This window comes from Acinetobacter sp. WCHAc010034, assembly GCF_001696615.3.
Lineage (GTDB): Bacteria > Pseudomonadota > Gammaproteobacteria > Pseudomonadales > Moraxellaceae > Acinetobacter.
In genome coordinates, this window is sequence record NZ_CP032279.1 from 2,961,087 (window position 1) to 2,978,111 (window position 17,025).

General features: G+C 47.5%; 19 protein-coding genes, 1 tRNA gene and 1 other RNA gene. 11 read left to right on the plus strand and 10 right to left on the minus strand.

Annotated features, from left to right (window positions below):
• Positions 1 to 117: 117 nt before the first annotated feature.
• Positions 118 to 1,110, minus strand: coding sequence for an outer membrane protein assembly factor BamD (locus tag BEN74_RS15860; RefSeq protein WP_068912048.1), 993 nt, complete (start codon positions 1,108 to 1,110; stop codon positions 118 to 120).
• Positions 1,111 to 1,181: 71 nt separating this feature from the next.
• On the opposite strand from BEN74_RS15860, the gene rluD reads away from it, so the two are divergent.
• The 3 genes from rluD to BEN74_RS15875 are packed head-to-tail and all read left to right on the plus strand — an operon-like array spanning position 1,182 to position 3,616.
• Positions 1,182 to 2,234 carry a 23S rRNA pseudouridine(1911/1915/1917) synthase RluD gene (gene rluD / locus BEN74_RS15865; protein WP_068912046.1) on the plus strand — a complete coding sequence of 351 codons (1,053 nt, stop codon included), beginning with the start codon at positions 1,182 to 1,184 and terminating at the stop codon, positions 2,232 to 2,234.
• Between the two features lie 49 nt (positions 2,235 to 2,283).
• The gene (gene pgeF, locus BEN74_RS15870; protein WP_068912044.1) at positions 2,284 to 3,024 is read left to right on the plus strand and encodes a peptidoglycan editing factor PgeF; all 741 of its coding nucleotides are present in this window, start codon (positions 2,284 to 2,286) and stop codon (positions 3,022 to 3,024) included.
• A gap of 40 nt (positions 3,025 to 3,064) precedes the next feature.
• Complete coding sequence (locus tag BEN74_RS15875; RefSeq protein WP_068912041.1) at positions 3,065 to 3,616, plus strand: flavodoxin family protein; 552 nt, start codon at positions 3,065 to 3,067, stop codon at positions 3,614 to 3,616.
• A 284-nt stretch (positions 3,617 to 3,900) separates the two neighbouring features.
• On the opposite strand, the gene smpB is transcribed toward BEN74_RS15875, so the two are convergent.
• On the minus strand, positions 3,901 to 4,377 hold the full coding sequence (smpB, locus tag BEN74_RS15885; RefSeq protein WP_068912037.1) for an SsrA-binding protein SmpB: 477 nt from the start codon (positions 4,375 to 4,377) through the stop codon (positions 3,901 to 3,903).
• Positions 4,378 to 4,514: 137 nt separating this feature from the next.
• Between smpB and coaD the strand changes: the two genes are divergently transcribed.
• The 5 genes from coaD to BEN74_RS15910 all read left to right on the plus strand — a co-directional run bounded on the left by coaD (position 4,515) and on the right by BEN74_RS15910 (position 6,607).
• Positions 4,515 to 5,006 carry a pantetheine-phosphate adenylyltransferase gene (gene coaD / locus BEN74_RS15890; protein ID WP_068912035.1) on the plus strand — a complete coding sequence of 164 codons (492 nt, stop codon included), beginning with the start codon at positions 4,515 to 4,517 and terminating at the stop codon, positions 5,004 to 5,006.
• A 1-nt stretch (position 5,007) separates the two neighbouring features.
• Positions 5,008 to 5,274, plus strand: coding sequence for a YfhL family 4Fe-4S dicluster ferredoxin (locus BEN74_RS15895; RefSeq protein WP_068912033.1), 267 nt, complete (start codon positions 5,008 to 5,010; stop codon positions 5,272 to 5,274).
• 24 nt (positions 5,275 to 5,298) lie between these two features.
• Positions 5,299 to 5,676, plus strand: an RNA gene (gene rnpB / locus BEN74_RS15900) — RNase P RNA component class A.
• Between the two features lie 73 nt (positions 5,677 to 5,749).
• Positions 5,750 to 5,826: transfer RNA gene (locus tag BEN74_RS15905), tRNA-Met, on the plus strand.
• Positions 5,827 to 5,947: 121 nt separating this feature from the next.
• A complete protein-coding gene (locus BEN74_RS15910; protein ID WP_228200363.1) occupies positions 5,948 to 6,607 on the plus strand; it encodes a P-loop NTPase fold protein in 660 nt (219 codons plus the stop codon).
• Here BEN74_RS15910 and BEN74_RS15915 read toward each other — a convergent pair.
• Positions 6,585 to 7,336, minus strand: a protein-coding gene (locus tag BEN74_RS15915; RefSeq protein ID WP_416240761.1) for an IS5 family transposase whose coding sequence is annotated in 2 segments (ribosomal slippage) — positions 6,585 to 7,102 and positions 7,102 to 7,336 — 753 coding nt in all. Because the reading frame shifts where the segments join, the coding sequence is not laid out codon by codon here. The two genes, BEN74_RS15910 and BEN74_RS15915, sit on opposite strands and share 23 nt — an antisense overlap.
• Positions 7,337 to 7,446: 110 nt before the next feature.
• Between BEN74_RS15915 and BEN74_RS15920 the strand changes: the two genes are divergently transcribed.
• Entirely contained in the window at positions 7,447 to 8,211 is a 765-nt protein-coding gene (locus BEN74_RS15920; RefSeq protein WP_068913584.1) for a P-loop NTPase fold protein, read from the plus strand.
• On the opposite strand, the gene BEN74_RS15925 is transcribed toward BEN74_RS15920, so the two are convergent.
• From BEN74_RS15925 to carA, 5 genes are all read right to left on the minus strand, one after another.
• Positions 8,169 to 8,825: a CatB-related O-acetyltransferase gene (locus tag BEN74_RS15925; protein WP_068913586.1), complete on the minus strand. Its 657-nt coding sequence runs from the start codon at positions 8,823 to 8,825 to the stop codon at positions 8,169 to 8,171. The two genes, BEN74_RS15920 and BEN74_RS15925, sit on opposite strands and share 43 nt — an antisense overlap.
• Positions 8,826 to 8,984: 159 nt before the next feature.
• Entirely contained in the window at positions 8,985 to 9,197 is a 213-nt protein-coding gene (locus tag BEN74_RS15930; RefSeq protein ID WP_068913588.1) for a hypothetical protein, read from the minus strand.
• A 103-nt stretch (positions 9,198 to 9,300) separates the two neighbouring features.
• Positions 9,301 to 9,777 carry a transcription elongation factor GreA gene (greA, locus tag BEN74_RS15935; RefSeq protein ID WP_068913590.1) on the minus strand — a complete coding sequence of 159 codons (477 nt, stop codon included), beginning with the start codon at positions 9,775 to 9,777 and terminating at the stop codon, positions 9,301 to 9,303.
• A 95-nt stretch (positions 9,778 to 9,872) separates the two neighbouring features.
• Positions 9,873 to 13,103, minus strand: coding sequence for a carbamoyl-phosphate synthase large subunit (gene carB, locus BEN74_RS15940; RefSeq protein ID WP_068913593.1), 3,231 nt, complete (start codon positions 13,101 to 13,103; stop codon positions 9,873 to 9,875).
• A gap of 13 nt (positions 13,104 to 13,116) precedes the next feature.
• Positions 13,117 to 14,259 carry a glutamine-hydrolyzing carbamoyl-phosphate synthase small subunit gene (carA, locus tag BEN74_RS15945; protein WP_068913595.1) on the minus strand — a complete coding sequence of 381 codons (1,143 nt, stop codon included), beginning with the start codon at positions 14,257 to 14,259 and terminating at the stop codon, positions 13,117 to 13,119.
• Positions 14,260 to 14,568: 309 nt separating this feature from the next.
• On the opposite strand from carA, the gene BEN74_RS15950 reads away from it, so the two are divergent.
• Entirely contained in the window at positions 14,569 to 15,063 is a 495-nt protein-coding gene (locus tag BEN74_RS15950; RefSeq protein ID WP_068913597.1) for a hypothetical protein, read from the plus strand.
• A gap of 155 nt (positions 15,064 to 15,218) precedes the next feature.
• On the opposite strand, the gene BEN74_RS15955 is transcribed toward BEN74_RS15950, so the two are convergent.
• Positions 15,219 to 15,758 carry a DOMON-like domain-containing protein gene (locus BEN74_RS15955; protein WP_068913600.1) on the minus strand — a complete coding sequence of 180 codons (540 nt, stop codon included), beginning with the start codon at positions 15,756 to 15,758 and terminating at the stop codon, positions 15,219 to 15,221.
• A gap of 8 nt (positions 15,759 to 15,766) precedes the next feature.
• Complete coding sequence (yhbY, locus tag BEN74_RS15960; RefSeq protein ID WP_068913602.1) at positions 15,767 to 16,090, minus strand: ribosome assembly RNA-binding protein YhbY; 324 nt, start codon at positions 16,088 to 16,090, stop codon at positions 15,767 to 15,769.
• Positions 16,091 to 16,285: 195 nt separating this feature from the next.
• Between yhbY and rlmE the strand changes: the two genes are divergently transcribed.
• The gene (gene rlmE / locus BEN74_RS15965; RefSeq protein WP_068913605.1) at positions 16,286 to 16,936 is read left to right on the plus strand and encodes a 23S rRNA (uridine(2552)-2'-O)-methyltransferase RlmE; all 651 of its coding nucleotides are present in this window, start codon (positions 16,286 to 16,288) and stop codon (positions 16,934 to 16,936) included.
• The last annotated feature ends 89 nt before the right edge of the window (positions 16,937 to 17,025 follow it).

Below are 17,025 nucleotides of genomic sequence, written 5' to 3' on the forward strand. Positions count from 1 at the left end.
TTGTATACCTTTTAGCCGGGCAGATCAAGCCGGATCAAAATCCGCAGCGCTGCGATGCTAAAAGGGCAAGTATGATAACTTGCCCTTCAGTAAAAATCGACCTGTATAGCAGATGATTTATTGCGCCGGTTTTTCAATCTCTGCTGATTCAGCTTTTGGGCGATCCAGCAAGCCGAAAGACAGGCGGTTGGTTAAGCTGCGGCTTTCGCCGTCATTGCCGGCGCTTTTGGCTTCATCCTGCTCAGAATGCGTGCGGCCTTCTTTGCCGAAAATGCCTAAAGTCGCGCGGTTCAGGAAGCTGCCTTCGCTGCGCGCAGCCCGCATGTTGACGGTGCCGTCAGATTTCACCAGCTCAGGATAGTTGATTTTCAGCACGTCAATATACTGCTGGGCAGTGGCCTGATCGCCTAATTTGCCATAGCCGTAGGCAATGGTCGCCAGCGCTTCAGGAATTTGCGGGGTTTGCGGATAGTGTTCCACGACCCAAAGCGAGCGCTCTACCGCGGCCAAATAGGCTTTGCGCTTAATGTTGAAGCGGGCGGCGTTCATTTCGCTTTCAGCCAGTTCCTGGCCGATGAACTTCATGCGCTGCGCAGCGTCTACCGCATAGGTGCTGGAAGGGTAGCGGCGGATAAAGTCAACAAAGTTCTGATAGGCCACTTTCAGATAGCTGACATCGCGGTGCGACTGCTTTAATGACGTGTAGCGCAGCAGGCCGTTGTAGTTCTGCTCCATATTGGATACGCCGCGCACATAGTAGGCGTAGTCTGCATTCGGGTGCTGCGGATTCAGGCGGATAAAGCGGTCAGCCAGGGCAATGGCGGCTTCATAGTCTTTCTGCTGGAATTTGACATACAGCAATTCCAGCTGCGCCTGAGCGGCATAGCTGCCAGTCGGGTAATAGGTTTCCAACGCTTCCAAATGCTTGGCCGCGTCGGTATATTGATGACGGTCCAGCGCTTTTTTTGCTTTTTCAATATAAACCTGTTCGCTGGATTGCGGACCAGTATCAACCACATCTTTTTTTGGATTGCTGCTGCAGCCGGCCATTGCAGCGGCAATGCCCACGGTTAGAGCGAGCATTGTCATTTTATAATGCGGTAGCGACATAAAAATTCCTCTGTTAATACTGGCAATGAGCTACAATTGCACTATTAAACCACTTTTGCCTGAATGATCAAATGACTCAAGCACAATCTTCCGATACATCTTTCCCTGAAACTGATTTCAATTTACTTGAAGATTCTGAGGATGCAGATAACCATACTTCAGACGCAACTGCAACACGTTTATCGTTGCAATTTCAACTGGATGAAAGCTTTTTAGGGCAGCGCATCGACCAGGTCGCAGCCATCGTCTGGCCTGATTTTTCGCGCGAAAAACTCAAGCAGTGGCTAAAGGAAGGCCATTTGTTGGTCAATGGTAACAGCGTAAAGCCGAAGTATAAATCTGAGGGAAATGAGCTGCTGACGTTGGACGTCGAGCTGGAAGCGCAAACCCGAAGCCTGCCTGAAGATATTCCTTTAGACATCGTGTATGAAGATGACGACATTATGGTCATCAATAAGCCGGTCGGCATGGTGGTGCATCCGGGCGCCGGCAATGTGACCGGAACTTTAGTGAACGCCATCCTGCATCATTATCCTAGGTCTGCGGAACTGTCCCGCGCGGGCCTGGTGCACCGCATTGACAAAGACACTTCCGGACTGCTGGTTGTGGCTAAAAATCTTGAAGCGCAGTTCTCGCTCAGCAAGCAGCTGGCGAAAAAAACGGTTTACCGGGTGTATGACCTGATTGCCTACGGCGCGATTATTGCCGGCGGCATGATTGACCAGCCGATTAAGCGCCATCCTGTAGACCGCATTAAAATGGCGATTCTGCCGGGCGGCAAAGAGGCTGTGACGCACTACAATGTGAAAGAGCGCTTTCAGCATTTCACCCGCATTCAGGCGCGCCTGGAAACCGGCCGTACCCATCAGATCCGCGTGCATTTCAGCTATATCGGCCACGGCTTAGTCGGCGACCCAGTATATATGAACCGCGTGCGCGTGCCGGCAGGGGCGTCGCAGCTGCTTGCGGATACGCTGCGCGGCTTCAAGCGCCAGGCGCTGCATGCGGCCAAGCTGGGCCTTGTGCATCCGCGCTCAGGCGAAGAGATGATGTTTGAAGCGCCGTGGCCTGAAGACCTGACTCATCTGGTTGAAGTGCTGCGCACCGAAAATAAAGCCTATTGATTTCCGCGCGGATGAATTTAAGCCCATCAAGCATATAAAGGAAGGTGACATGCAGTTTGTTCAAGGCCTGCCGAAAGGCGTATTTGCGGGCCAGACCCGGGTGCATCATGAGAAAGCCCTGCCGTCTCAGGTCCCTGATCTGGCCGGCTTCAATCTGGCTTTGCATGTCAATGACGACCCGCAGCGCGTGCAGCGCCACCGCATGGCGCTGCTGGAAGAATTTTCCGCCTATGGGGTGAATAAGGTGACGTGGATGACCCAGACCCACAGCACCATTTGCCGCACCATTAATGCAGAAATGCCTTTTGATGCGCTTGAGGGCGACGGCTTGGTGACGCAAACCGCAGGCCATGCCTTGATGATGATGACGGCGGACTGCCTGCCTGTGGTCTTGGGCAATGCGGAAGGCACCGAAGTCGCCAACCTGCATGCCGGCTGGCGCGGTCTGGCGCACGGCATTATTGAAACTACAGTTGCCTCCATGCAGCATCCGCCGGCCTGGGCATGGCTGGGCGCCGCCATCTGTCAGGACAGCTTTGAAATAGGCGCGGAAGTGAAGCAGGAATTCTGTTGCAAATACCCTGAGCTGGACAGCGCATTTAAGGCCGGCGTCAAGGAAGGCAAGTTTTATGCAGACCTGTATGCGATTGCCCGCTATATTCTGCAGCGCCAGGGCGTGCAAATGGTGCTGGGCGGCGATCAGTGCTCTTACCGGCAGCCGGAGGAGTATTTCTCCTACCGGCGCGCTGCAAAAACCGGCCGCATGGCGGCATTCGTGTTTATGGCCTGAAAATGCTAAACTTGACTGAATCTATAGACTTTTAACTGTTATGTCTTTATCCGAAAAATCTATCGCAATTGTTTATCACAGCCCGTACGGACATACGGCAAAGGTCGCCTCTTTTATTGCTCAGGGCGCGCAGCAGGCCGGTGTTCAAGTGCACAGCATGAATATTGAACAGATAGATTGGGATATTCTGGACCGGTCCGATGCCATTGTATTCGGCTGCCCGACCTATATGGGCAACCTGACCTCTGGCCTGAAGCTGTTTATGGAGCAGTCTTCCAAGCGCTGGCTGGCGCGGGCATGGCAGGGCAAAGTGGCTGCCGGCTTCACCAACGGCGGCGGCTTAAGCGGCGATAAGCTGGCGGTGCTGCAGCAGATCAATTTATTCGCCATGCAGCACGGCATGCTGTGGGCGGGCTTGCCGATGATGCCGACAGGGCGCAGCGGGCAAGACCTGAACCGCATGTCAAGCTTTCTGGGCCTGATGACCCAGTCGGACAATGCGCCGGTAGAAATTACCCCGCCGCAAGGCGACTTGAATACAGCGCTGTGGTTTGGCGAATACTTGGGTTTATTGCTGAATAAGTTTAAATAATTTGCAGATGCCGTCAGGCTGATAAATATTTGCTGTCAGGCGCAAAGCTGGAAGGATTTTTTATTCTTCCGGCTTTTTTATTGGGGCTTATGAAAATAGAAAACCTGCGAATGGGCGATGCAGATCGCTTAAGCGTAATCGTATTGCTGCTGATTGATAATCCCCCTGACCTTGAGCCATATATGGCGCAAGGTCAAAGAGCGGGGAGATGAACAGCACTGCTGCGCAAGAGGAGGATTAAAAAGGCTTAACTGGCCGGCATCACTCCGCATGCAGGCTTTCTCTTACTTATGAAAAATCCGCGCTTTGTCGCGCTGCCAGTCGCGGTCTTTCTCAGTCGCGCGCTTGTCATGCAATTGCTTGCCTTTCACCAGAGCAATCTCCAGCTTCGCTAAACGGCCTTTCCAGTAGCAGGCTAAAGGCACGCAGGCGTAGCCCTTTTGATTGACTGCGCCCAGCAGCTTGTCAATTTCGCGCTTGCTGAGCAAAAGCTTACGGGTGCGGCGGGCTTCCGGCACAATATGGGTAGATGCGCTGAGCAGCGGCTGCACCTGCGCGCCGAATAAAAAGGCTTCGCCATTTTTGAAGGTGATATAGCTTTCCGTTAAGGTCATGCGGCCGGCGCGCAGCGACTTTACTTCCCAGCCTTGCAAAGAAAGTCCAGCTTCAAATTTCTCTTCAATAAAATAATCGTGGCGGGCACGCTTGTTCTGCGCAATGGTTCCGCCGTTATTTTTTTTAACAACAGTTACTTTCGACATAATCAGAAACTTCCAAAGTTGCAGCTATTGTACCCGAACTTGAACGCAGGTGAAGTTTTTAAATTGATGGAGTTTCTTCACCAGAAAACAAGATTTTGCTAACATAAGGCTCTACAAAATAAACAGAGCACAAATGGATGTCTATAACTCGCGTAATTTATCCGGGCACATTCGATCCAATTACCAATGGCCATATTGACTTAGTCACCCGCGCATCACGGATGTTTGATGAAGTTGTGGTGGCGATTGCCATTGGGCATCATAAAAATCCTTTGTTTAGCCTGGATGAGCGTGTAGAGCTGGCAAAAGATTCGCTCAGCCATTTGGACAATGTTGAATTTGTAGGATTTGACGGCTTGCTGGTGAATTTTTTCCGTGAACAGCAGGCGACGGCAGTGCTGCGCGGGCTGCGCGCCGTGTCAGATTTTGAATATGAATTTCAGCTGGCCAATATGAACCGCCAGCTGGACCCGCATTTTGAAGCCGTGTTTTTAACGCCTTCAGAGCAGTATTCGTTTATTTCATCTACGCTGGTGCGTGAAATAGCCCGTTTAAAGGGCGATGTAACCAAGTTTGTTCCGGCAAACGTGGAAAAAGCGTTTAAGCGTAAACTTCAACAAGGCTGGTAGAGTGTCTTTATATATCACCGATGAATGCATCAATTGTGATGTCTGTGAACCCGTATGCCCGAATGAGGCGATTTTTATGGGTGAAATCATTTATGAGATTAACCCTGATTTATGCACGGAATGCGTCGGGCATTACGACAAGCCGCAGTGCCAGCTGTTCTGTCCGGTGGACTGCATTCCGCTCGATCCGAACCATGCGGAAAGCCAAGAACAGCTGATGCAGAAATATGAAAAACTGATTGCTCAAAAAACATCAAGCAATGAGTGAATTTTTTTGCTAAGATGCGCGCTCGAAGTGAGCCAGACGATCGCTGCTGCCAAGGTCTCCGTGACTAAAGCAGGGGAGGAAAGTCCGGGCTTCATAGGGCAAGGTGCCAGGTAACGCCTGGGCGGCGTGAGCCGACGGAAAGTGCAGCAGAGAGTAGACCGCCTTCATTATGGTTCCGCGCAAGCGGAATCGGAGGTAAGGGTGAAAGGGTGCGGTAAGAGCGCACCGCGTGTCTGGTAACAGTTCACGGCATGGTAAACCCCACCGGAAGCAAGACCAAATAGGGATCCTTTAGGCATGGCCCATGCTGGATCCGGGTAGGTCGCTTGAGCGCATGAGTGATTATGCGCCTAGAGGAATGATCGTTCTCGACAGAACCCGGCTTATCGGCTCACTTCATCAAATTTTGATCAATTAAGCGCATTAGGTACTTGACGTACTTGCAATAAAACAACATAATGCGCGCACAGTTTATGGCTATGTAGCTCAGTTGGTTAGAGCACCGCACTCATAATGCGGGGGTCACAGGTTCAAGTCCCGTCATAGCCACCATTTTTATATACCGCGTTCCAAAACGCGGTATTTTTTTGCCTGCAGGTTTTGCAGTTTCATAAGTTGATTAAAATTTTCTGTTCAGATAGCTTATGTTTAATTTATTAATAATGAATTAAAAATGTCTGAAAATAATCCACTTAATTGGTCTAAAGATAATTTTGAAGAAGATTTTAATGCGTGGGAAGGCGATCTTTGGGATAGGCAGCGTTTAGGCATTCAGCTCACAAATTATGTTGACCGTTTGCAGTGCGGTGCTGTATTGGCTTTAGATGCACGCTGGGGTGAGGGTAAAACGTGGTTTGTAAGGCATTGGCAAAAGCATTTAGAGACTACAGAGCCTCATAAACACAATGTGATCTATTTGGATGCATTTGCAAATGATTATTTGGAAGATCCTTTTTTAGTCATTTCTTCTGAAATTACAAGTTGTCTTTCAAAAGATGATGATGTTGATAAAAGTCATATCAATACTTTTAAGGAAAAAGCCGCTGCGGCATATCAGGCTTTATTGCCAAGCTTACCTAAAGTGTTGCTGACTTTAGGTTTGAATTTAATCAGTGGTGGCGTCTTAGGGACAGTCGTTCAGGAGATTCATAAAGCAGGTGAGAAAGCTATTGAGTCTGCGACTGATGAAATTGGTGATAAAATAAAAGAAAGCATAGAGGCAAAAATTGAATCTCATGAAGCGGATAAAAATACTTTATTGGCATTTAAGCAAGAATTAGCTCAATTAGCTGAAAAATTAGGGCGTGTCCTCATTTGGCTTTGCACCAAATAAACATGCAAGCAATGTAAATCATAGACTGATAATTTCGTGCAAGCTTATCAAATCGGGTTGCAATCGCTCGAAAATGTTTTAACCTCGCAAACGCATTCTCAACTAAATGCCTTAATCGATATAGATATTTATCAAATTCTTTATTTAATCTTTTACTATTTGATCTCATTGGAATAATTGGGATCATATTTTTATTTTTAATAAATATTCTGATGGTCTCAGCATCATATCCCTTATCTGCAATTAAATAATCTGCTTCTTCTACAACCTCTATCAATTGCTCTGCAACTTGGCTATCGTGGACTTGACCCCCAGTGATTTTAAAATCAATCGGTAATCCATTCGCGTCGGTTGCAAGATGTATTTTTGTTGTTCGCCCACCACGTGATTGTCCAATTGCTCTTTCGAAACCATTCCGAGCTCCACTTGCATGCTGATGCACGCGTATGTAGCTTCCGTCAATGAATACCCATTCTTGATCCAAGACGCCTCGTAATCTAAAAAAAATTTATTCCACAATCCCTTACTTGCCCAACGATTAAAACGATTATAAGCAGTTTGCCAAGGACAAAATTCTTGAGGAATATCACGCCATGTCGCGCCTGTACGCAGTTTCCATAAGATAGCTTCCATGATATTTCTACTATTCTTTGAACAGTAGCAACCGTGCAATCGCATTGTATCCTGGATTTGCTGCCAAATATTATCTGTTAAAAGAGTACGTGCCATTGAATAATATTGAAATACAAGTAATTTGGAATATTATTTTAAGTCTTTAAAATCCATTCTTCAAATGAGAACACGCCCTAGAAAAGCCTTTAGTTTTTATTATTGATGAGTTGGATCGTTGCCGGCCTGATTTTGCTATTCGTTTGATTGAGCGTATTAAACACTTTTTTGATATTAAAAATATCGTTTTTGTTTTAGTGATGGATAAAACACAGTTTTCAAAAGTGGTTTGTCATAATTATGGCTATGATGAAAAATTAGGTGAAGAATATTTAGATAAGTTTATTGATTTTAAGGTTTCATTATTACCAATTAATAAGTCATTACATAATGAACTAGTAACCATACCTGTGTTAAAAAAATTGTTTGAAGATGTAGGTGAGTTTTCAGATGACATAGTGTTTATATTTTATAAAGTTTTAGATAAATATATTTCACCACGTGATATGAGAAGAAAAATAAATCTATATGCTTTATTAAAAACAGGAAATGTCAAAAAAGATATGTTTTTAATAATATCAATTATAAGTGGTCCAAATGATGTAATTAAAAAATTTAGATTGCTTACTTCTGAAATTGATCAATTTATTCAAGTGCATAAATTATCAAGTCAAGAGATTGAAACTTACTTTAAAGACTATTTATCGCTTAGAGTAATAGAATTTTTAGATATATTTAATAAACTAAAAAACATTGAGTCGACAACTTATGCCTATGATGGTGGTATAGATCATAAGCAAAATTTGATTTTAGATATCTATTCTAAATGTTCTATCAATAAAATCAGTAGACTTGAAGATTTCCCTAAACAACATCAAGACTATTTAAATGCTTATTTAGTAGAAGATTTAGAATCCCAAGATGATGAGTGGTGATTAAGACATAGATTTAGTTGAATAACATCATCCGTCTGTAACTGTTCACGCATTTTTAAAAATTGCTTTTCATCTAAGTCATAGAGCTTCAGTGCAAGCAGTTTTTTGATGTCAGCTTCGGGGAAACGGTACTTAATAATTTTGGCCGGCACACCGCCTACCACAGCATAAGGCGGAACGTCCTTGGTCACGACTGCGCCTGTAGCTACCACCGCGCCTTCACCCAGTGTCACACCTTGCATAATCATGGCGCGGGAGCCAATCCAGCAGCCGTCGCCAATCACGGTATCGCCTGCAGGCACAAAGCTGCGTGTATCGAACGGAAAGGCCGAAATCCAGTCGGTGCGGTGCAATTGGTTGCCGCCCATCATAATCACGCATTCTGCGCCAAAACAGACGAAATTGCCGATATAGAGCTGGTCAATTGGTTTCTCAGCCGTCGCGGGCTTGTCGTGCAGATAGCGCACCGCGCAGCGCTCAAAACCCTGATCCCAATAGGCGCTGTAATAGCTGTAATTCCCTTTAATGTGAATATTCGGATTCTTCACGGTTTTTGAGATGAATTCGAATTCGCACCAGTGCTTTACAGGGGAATTAATCAATTGTTCAGGCATGGCAGTACAGCGCGGAAAAGGTTGGCAGATTATAGCGTATTTCAGCTGCGCTTGAGAAAGCGCGCCCTTCGATAAAAACTGCAGCGCTGCTAAGCAGGAGGAATATAGGGGATTCCCTAAAAAGAAGAGGAAATGCCTGCTAAAAACCAGCCGAGGCTTTCAGCTAAAGAAATTCCACAAAGCCCTAAACCAATGCGGAATCTGCTTCGGAAACAGAAAGCCGAGCAATCCGCAGATAAGCGCTGTGATAAAAATGATCTGCACCGGGCTGGCATGGCTGTCAACAGCATAAGACCATGCAATGGCAATCAGAATGCCGAGGAAAATGCCCCCAGCCGCATAGTAAAAAGCCTGTATTAAACGCTCATCCATAATTTTATTTTCATGCCTTATTGGCTGAATTATAAGCATATAATGCATAAAAACAAAAAGCCCCTCAAAAAGAGGGGCTTGAAAGCCATTTGATCTTTAATGCTTAAAGATATTCGACTTTGGCAATTTCATATTCCACTTCGCCGTTTGGCGTTTGGATTTTTGCTTCATCGCCTTCGTTTTTGCCTAAAAGGCCGCGGGCGATCGGAGAGTTCACAGAGATTTTGTTGATTTTGAAGTCAGCTTCATCATCGCCTACAATCTTGTAGGTCTTCTGCTCTTCAGTGTCCAGGTTTTCAATAGTCACGGTAACGCCAAAAACTACCCGGCCGTTCTGTTCAAGCGTTTTGACATCAATTTCCTGAATTGCGCCAAGCTTGCCTTCAATATCCTGAATGCGGCCTTCACAGAAGCCCTGCTGCTCGCGGGCAGCATGGTATTCCGCGTTTTCCTTTAAATCCCCATGTTCGCGCGCTTCCGCAATGGCAGCAATAATGCGCGGACGGTCAATACTTTTTAATTGGTGTAATTCTTTCTCTAAGGCGATTTTGCCTTCAGGAGTCATAGGATAACGTTGCATTGTTGTCCCTCATAAATGGGTATTTAAAAAAATACAGGGTTATAAAATGAAAAAAGCCCGCCACCGAGAGGTGACGGGACTTCTCGGCCGCTTAATTAAGCTTTGATAAGGTCTTGCAGGCGGTATACATCCATCGGCAATTGAATGCCGAATGCTTGGCAAACCGCTTCAGCACCGTTAATGGTGGTTGTGTAATAAACCTTGCCTTGTAATGCAGCGCGACGGATCATTGCTGAGTCATATTGAGCACGCTTGCCTTCAGTGGTATTGACAATAAGGTGTATTTCACCATTTTTCAAGCGGTCTACAATATGCGGACGGCCTTCGGTTACTTTATTTACACGTTCACACGCCAAACCTGCTTGGCTGAGTACGTCATGCGTACCGCCAGTTGCAACAAGCTTGAAGCCGAAAGAAACAAGTTTCTTCGCAATATCAACGATGTATTTCTTGTCAGATTCACGCACAGACAGGAATGCATGCTTCACTTCGCCTTCGGTCGGCAAGCCCGGCAAGCGTTCATTTGAACCCAGCACTGCTTTGTAGAATGCTTCGCCAAATGTTTTGCCCACGCCCATCACTTCGCCTGTAGATTTCATCTCAGGTCCAAGCATTGGGTCAACGCCAGGGAATTTAGCAAACGGGAAGACTGCTTCTTTCACCGCAAAGTGAGTCGGAATAATCTCTTTGGTGAAACCTTGAGATTCTAAAGACTGACCCGCCATACAGCGCGCAGCAACTTTCGCTAAAGATTCGCCAATGCATTTCGACACGAAAGGAACGGTACGCGATGCGCGCGGGTTCACTTCAAGCACATAAATGTCATTGCCTTTAACCGCAAACTGAACGTTCATCAGGCCGACAACGCCAAGCTCTTTGGCCATGGCTACAGTTTGACGGCGCATTTCATCCTGAACTTCTTGTGAAAGCGAGTATGGAGGAATCGAGCATGCTGAGTCGCCAGAGTGAATGCCGGCTTGTTCAATATGCTGCATGATCCCGCCAATCACAACGTCTTTACCGTCAGACACGCAGTCTACGTCAACTTCAGTAGCGTCATCCAGGAAACGGTCAAGCAGGACAGGAGCTTCGTTCGAAGCTTGGACCGCTTCACGGAGGTAGCGTTTCAGCTCTTCTTCGTTATACACGATTTCCATTGCGCGGCCGCCCAATACATACGATGGGCGAACAACCAGCGGATAGCCGACTTTAGCTGCTTCAGAAATGCCTTCTTCAGCAGATTTTACGATGCTGTTGTTTGGCTGGCGCAGCTGCAGGCGCTGAATCATTTGCTGGAAGCGTTCACGGTCTTCTGCGCGGTCAATCGCATCTGGCGATGTGCCGATAATCGGCGCGCCGGCTTCTTCCAAAGCGCGGGCCAATTTCAGCGGCGTTTGGCCGCCGTACTGCACGATAATGCCTTTAGGCTTTTCGGTGCGCACGATCTCAAGCACATCTTCCAATGTGATCGGTTCGAAGTACAGGCGGTCTGAAGTGTCGTAATCGGTTGAAACGGTTTCAGGGTTGCAGTTGACCATGATGGTTTCGTAGCCGTCTTCACGCATTGCAAGCGCCGCGTGCACACAGCAGTAATCGAACTCGATGCCTTGGCCGATACGGTTAGGACCGCCGCCGATGACCATGATCTTGTCTTTGTCTGACGGCTTAGCTTCACATTCTTCATCGTAAGTTGAATACATGTAAGCAGTATCAGATTCAAATTCCGCTGCGCAGGTATCGACACGCTTGTAAACCGGGGTTACGCCCAGATTCCAGCGGTGCTTGCGGAACTGCTTCTGTGAAATGCCCATCAAGTCCGCAATGCGAAGGTCAGATAGGCCTTTGCGCTTGAACGAACGGATGTTTTCTGCATTTAAATCGCCAAAACCTAAAGTTTTGATTTCATTTTCAGTTTTGATGATGTCTTCGATTTGGATCAGGAACCATTTATCGATTTTCGTCGCTTGGAACACTTCTTCTAAAGTGAAGCCGTGGCGGAAAGCATCAGCAACATACCAAATGCGCTCAGGGCCTGGAACTTTCAGTTCAACCAGGATCTTTTCGCGCGCGCCTTCGGTGCCGACAGCGATTTTTTCATCAAAACCGCATGCGCCGACTTCAAGGCCGCGCAGCGCTTTGTTTACAGACTCTTGGAAGTTGCGGCCAATCGCCATTACTTCACCGACAGATTTCATCTGCGTGGTGAGCACAGGCTCAGCTTGCGGGAACTTTTCGAAGTTGAAACGCGGAATTTTTGTTACCACGTAGTCAATTGCAGGTTCGAAAGATGCAGGTGTGGTGCCGCCGGTGATGTCATTTTTCAGTTCATCAAGGGTGTAGCCGACTGCCAGTTTCGCAGCGATTTTCGCAATTGGGAAGCCTGTCGCTTTAGACGCCAGCGCAGATGAGCGCGATACGCGCGGGTTCATCTCGATTACGACCATGCGGCCAGTATTCGGGCAGATACCGAACTGAACGTTAGAACCGCCTGTTTCTACGCCAATTTCACGCAGAACCGCTAAAGATGCGTTACGCATCAATTGGTATTCTTTGTCCGTCAGTGTTTGCGCCGGAGCAACGGTGATTGAGTCACCGGTGTGCACGCCCATCGGGTCAAAGTTTTCAATCGCGCAGACGATAATGCAGTTGTCGTTTTTGTCACGGACAACTTCCATTTCGTATTCTTTCCAGCCAATTAAAGATTCATCAATCAATAACTGCTTGGTTGGGGAAAGATCGAAACCGCGTTCACAGATTTCAAGGAATTCTTCGCGGTTGTAGGCGATGCCACCGCCTGAACCGCCCATGGTGAATGACGGGCGGATAATTACCGGGAAGCCGAAGCGCGCTTGAATTTCTAAAGCCTGTTCCATTGACTCGGCAATGTCAGCTTTAGGGCATTCAAGGCCGATTTTGCGCATCGCGATGTCGAAGAGCTTGCGGTCTTCGGCTTTTTCAATCGCTTCTTTGGTTGCGCCAATCAGTTCAACATTGAATTTTTCCAGAATGCCGTGCTCATCCAGCGCCAGCGCGCAGTTCAGCGCGGTTTGGCCGCCCATGGTCGGAAGGACTGCATCCGGGCGCTCTTTTTCAATGATCTGCGCAACAGTCTGCCAAGTGATTGGCTCGATGTAAGTTGCGTCCGCCATTGCAGGGTCGGTCATAATGGTCGCTGGGTTAGAGTTGACCAGAATAACGCGGTAGCCTTCTTCACGGAGGGCTTTACACGCTTGCGCGCCTGAATAGTCAAACTCGCATGCCTGACCGATCACAATCGGGCCTGCACCAATAATTAAGATGCTTTTAATGTCTGTACGTTTAGCCATGATGCTTCCTTAATTACTTCTTAGATGCTTCGATAAGTTCGATGAAATGATCGAACAATGGTGCGCAGTCATGCGGGCCAGGGCTTGCTTCAGGATGGCCTTGGAAGCTGAACGCCGGCTTGTCTGTGCGATGGATGCCCTGCAGGGTTTGATCGAACAAAGACTTGTGCGTCGCTTTCAGGTTTGCAGGCAGTGTTTCTGCATCCACTGCGAAGCCGTGGTTTTGCGAAGTAATCATCACGGTGCCGTTTTCAAGGTTCTGCACAGGATGGTTTGCACCGTGGTGGCCGTGAGGCATTTTCACAGTTTTAGCGCCGGAAGCCAGCGCAAGGATCTGATGGCCCAGGCAAATGCCGAATACAGGCAGGTTGCGGGCATCTTCTACAAGAGTTTTTACAGCTTCAATTGCATAGCCGCATGCAGCCGGATCGCCAGGGCCGTTCGAAAGGAACACGCCGTCTGGATTCAGCGCAAGCACGTCAGCAGCAGGAGTTTGCGCAGGCACCACAGTCAATTTGCAGCCGCGGTCTGCAAGCATACGCAGGATGTTGGTTTTGACACCGTAATCGTATGCAACGACATGGAATTTAAGTTCAGGCTGGGAGAAGCCTTTGCCTAGCGTCCAGGAGCCTTCAGTCCACTCGAAACCTTCCGGGTCGCAGCACTCTTTCGCAAGGTCTAAGCCGTTTAAGCCGCCGAATGCGCGCGCTTTTTCTAATGCCTGTTCTTCAGTGATGTTTTCGCCAGCAAGGATGCAGCCATTCTGCGCGCCTTTGTCGCGCAAAATGCGCGTCAATTTGCGCGTATCAATGTCGGCAATCGCCACAACATTGTGTTCTTTTAAGTATTCGCCTAAAGACTGTGTAGACCGGAAGTTGCTGTGCAGTAAAGGCAGGTCGCGGATGATCAATCCGTTGGCCCATACTTTATGAATCCGGCCGGATTCAGCGTCTTCATCATTGCAGCCGGTGTTGCCGATATGCGGGTAGGTTAGGGTAACAAGCTGCTGCGCATAGCTTGGATCAGTCAAAATTTCTTGATAGCCAGTCATGGCAGTGTTGAAAACGACTTCACCAGTCGTACTACCCGATGCACCGATAGACGTTCCTTTAAAGATCGTACCGTCGGCAAGGGCTAAAATTGCTGGGGTGCTCAAACCAAAGCTCCTGAAATTTAGGCTGTAAAAAAGCGAGTAGACGAAAAAAAAGGAAGGCTAATTTAAAACCTACCCTCCTTGCATCTGCTCGCTTGAACTTAACACGGCATTATACGTGGCAAGCGCCGGGAAGTCCATTCTATTTATTGCGAATATGCCAGATAAAAGGCTTGCATTTTGGCTGAAAGTTTGTTTTTTGAATATTGTTAAAAAATGTAAGCAAATAATTATTGTCTGACAAATCATAAATTAAAATTTATCAAATCAGTTTAAGCTGTGCTTCACATGTATAACTATAGGTATAAGATCATGGCGGCACCGCAAAAACAGGCAGAAGCAGCGAAATCCCTGAAAACGATCGCAGCAGACGGCGCAGAGCAGCTTGAACAGGCAGCGAAAGAAGCAACACAGCATGCCGCGGAAGCGGTTACTGAAGGCAAGGAAAAAATTCAGGCAGAAGCGAAACAGCTGAACGCCGGCGTGCAGGACCAGCTGCGCCAGCTGAAGCAGGACGTGCTGCAGAAAATTGAACAGCTGAAAGTGCAGCTTGGCTCATCGCAAAAAGATTTAACTGAACTGAAAGCGTTTGTGAAAACTGAATTAAACTCAGTGATTGAGGATATTTCCAAGCTGGGCAAAGAGCTGAAAGCGGATGTCAGCCAGATTTCTTCAAAGCATAAGGATCATTTGGCGAAAACCTACAAGCGTTCAAAAGAGAACACTTTGGAAGCGTGGAAAAAAGTTGCGCCTGCAAAGCCTCAGCCTCAACCGCAGGCGGAAGAATCAGAGCCTTTGAAAAGCTAAGGCATTCTGATGCAGAGAAAGGGCAATGCGCAAAGGCATTGCCCTTTTTGCTGTGCGCTGATTATTTTGCGCCGGCAGCATTGAGCGCTGTCCTGCAGGAAGACAATCTGAAGCGGAAACAAAAAAGCAAAAGGATCTCCTTTTGCTTTTTGCTATTAGAACTGATGCAGCCAGTCCCGCTTATTGTGGAAGTCAGCATTGGGGCTGCTGTGCTGCATGGCGTAAAGCTGATCGCCTTGGGAAGTTTTAAGCACCGCGCTTAGGCCGACATACAGATCCTGCCAGTTGAGCTTGTGCTGCAGCATGAATTCCGCCAGATCAATGCTGACATTCATGCCGTAGTGGGTGCGCTTGAGCTGATTCAGCTCAATATCATAAGCCGCTTGAGGCGGCATATCCTCAGGATAGCGGTACTCTTCAAACTGATAGGCCTGCCATGCCTGAGAAGGGGAGAGGTTAATCTCACGGTAGAAATCCTCGCCGCGCACGCCGATGAAAATTTCAAAGCAGGTCTGTTCCCACAGGAAATCCTGACGCGGATGGCCGGACACTAAGGCGGGCCACTGCATATACTGATTCGGGTCGCGCAGCCAGTAGCCTACATTCAGCGTATAGGGGCTTTGCTGCTCAATTGCGCCGACAAGGGAGATGGCTTCAAAACGGCGGTCAAACGCATTCAGTTCGTAACTTGCCATGATCTAAATCAGTTAGATAAATGCGCGTGACGGACAAGGTTGGACAATTTTTGATTCTGCTTGGCTGCCTTTTTGTAAAGCAGGGCAATTTTGCCAATAGTCTGCACAACTTCAGCGCCGGAAGCCTGCGCAATTTCAGCAATCAGCGCTGCGCGCGCTTCACGGTCTTCGCCGCCAACTTTCACTTTGATCAGCTCGTGGTCATTCAGCGCACGGCCCAATTCTTCAATTACATTTTCAGTTAAGCCCTTGTCGCCAATCATGACAACTGGGTTTAAAGCATGTCCGATTTGACGTAAACGCTTACGTTCCTGAATAGATAAAGCCGCCATAAATGTAACCTGATTTTAAAAACGGCTTAGTATAGCAAAAGCGGAGATCAAACGCTTTAAATTCTGCGTAAAATATCGATGCGGATTATTGGAAAAAACTGGCGCGAATCGCCGATTTGGATACACATGTATACTGCAAATACGGCGTTTTTCACGTACAATCAAGAATTAGAAGTTATTTTTATTTAGAGAGTTATGGCGACGCGCATTACCAACCAGAAATTATCCAAAAGCAGCCGTGACTGGATGCGGGAGCACTTAGATGATCCTTTTGTAAAAAAAGCGCAAAAGGAAGGGTACCGCGCGCGCGCCGCTTACAAGCTGCTTGAAATTCAAGAAAAATACAAAATGATTAAGCCCGGCATGACGGTGGTTGACCTGGGCGCGGCGCCGGGCAGCTGGTCGCAGATTGCCGGCAAGCTGGTTGGCGATAAAGGCCTGGTGATTGCATCGGATATTCTGGAAATGGATGCGCTTCCGGATGTCACCTTTTTGCAGGGCGACTTCCGCGAACAGGAAGTATTCGATAAATTGTTAAATATTTTAAACGGACGCACGGTAGACGTTGTAATTTCAGATATGGCCCCCAATACATCAGGTAATAAGGCTGTAGATCAACCGCGCCAGATTTATCTGTGCGAACTTGCGCTGGACTTCGCCAACAAGGTGCTTGGGCCGAAAGGCCAGTTTCTGGTCAAGGTGTTCCAAGGCACGGGTTTTGACGAATTCCGCAAGCAGGTTGTTGATAACTTTGATGTATTGAAGACGGCAAAACCGGCTGCTTCTCGCGCGCGCTCAAAAGAGGTATTTCTTTTAGGGCAGGGCCGCAAGAAGGGTTTCAAGTAAAGTTTACTTGCCAACACGTTAAAAATTGTGCATTTTGTACCTTTTTAACTTATTGCAAAGCTGGTCTGCAGCGTAAATATTAGGGTCAC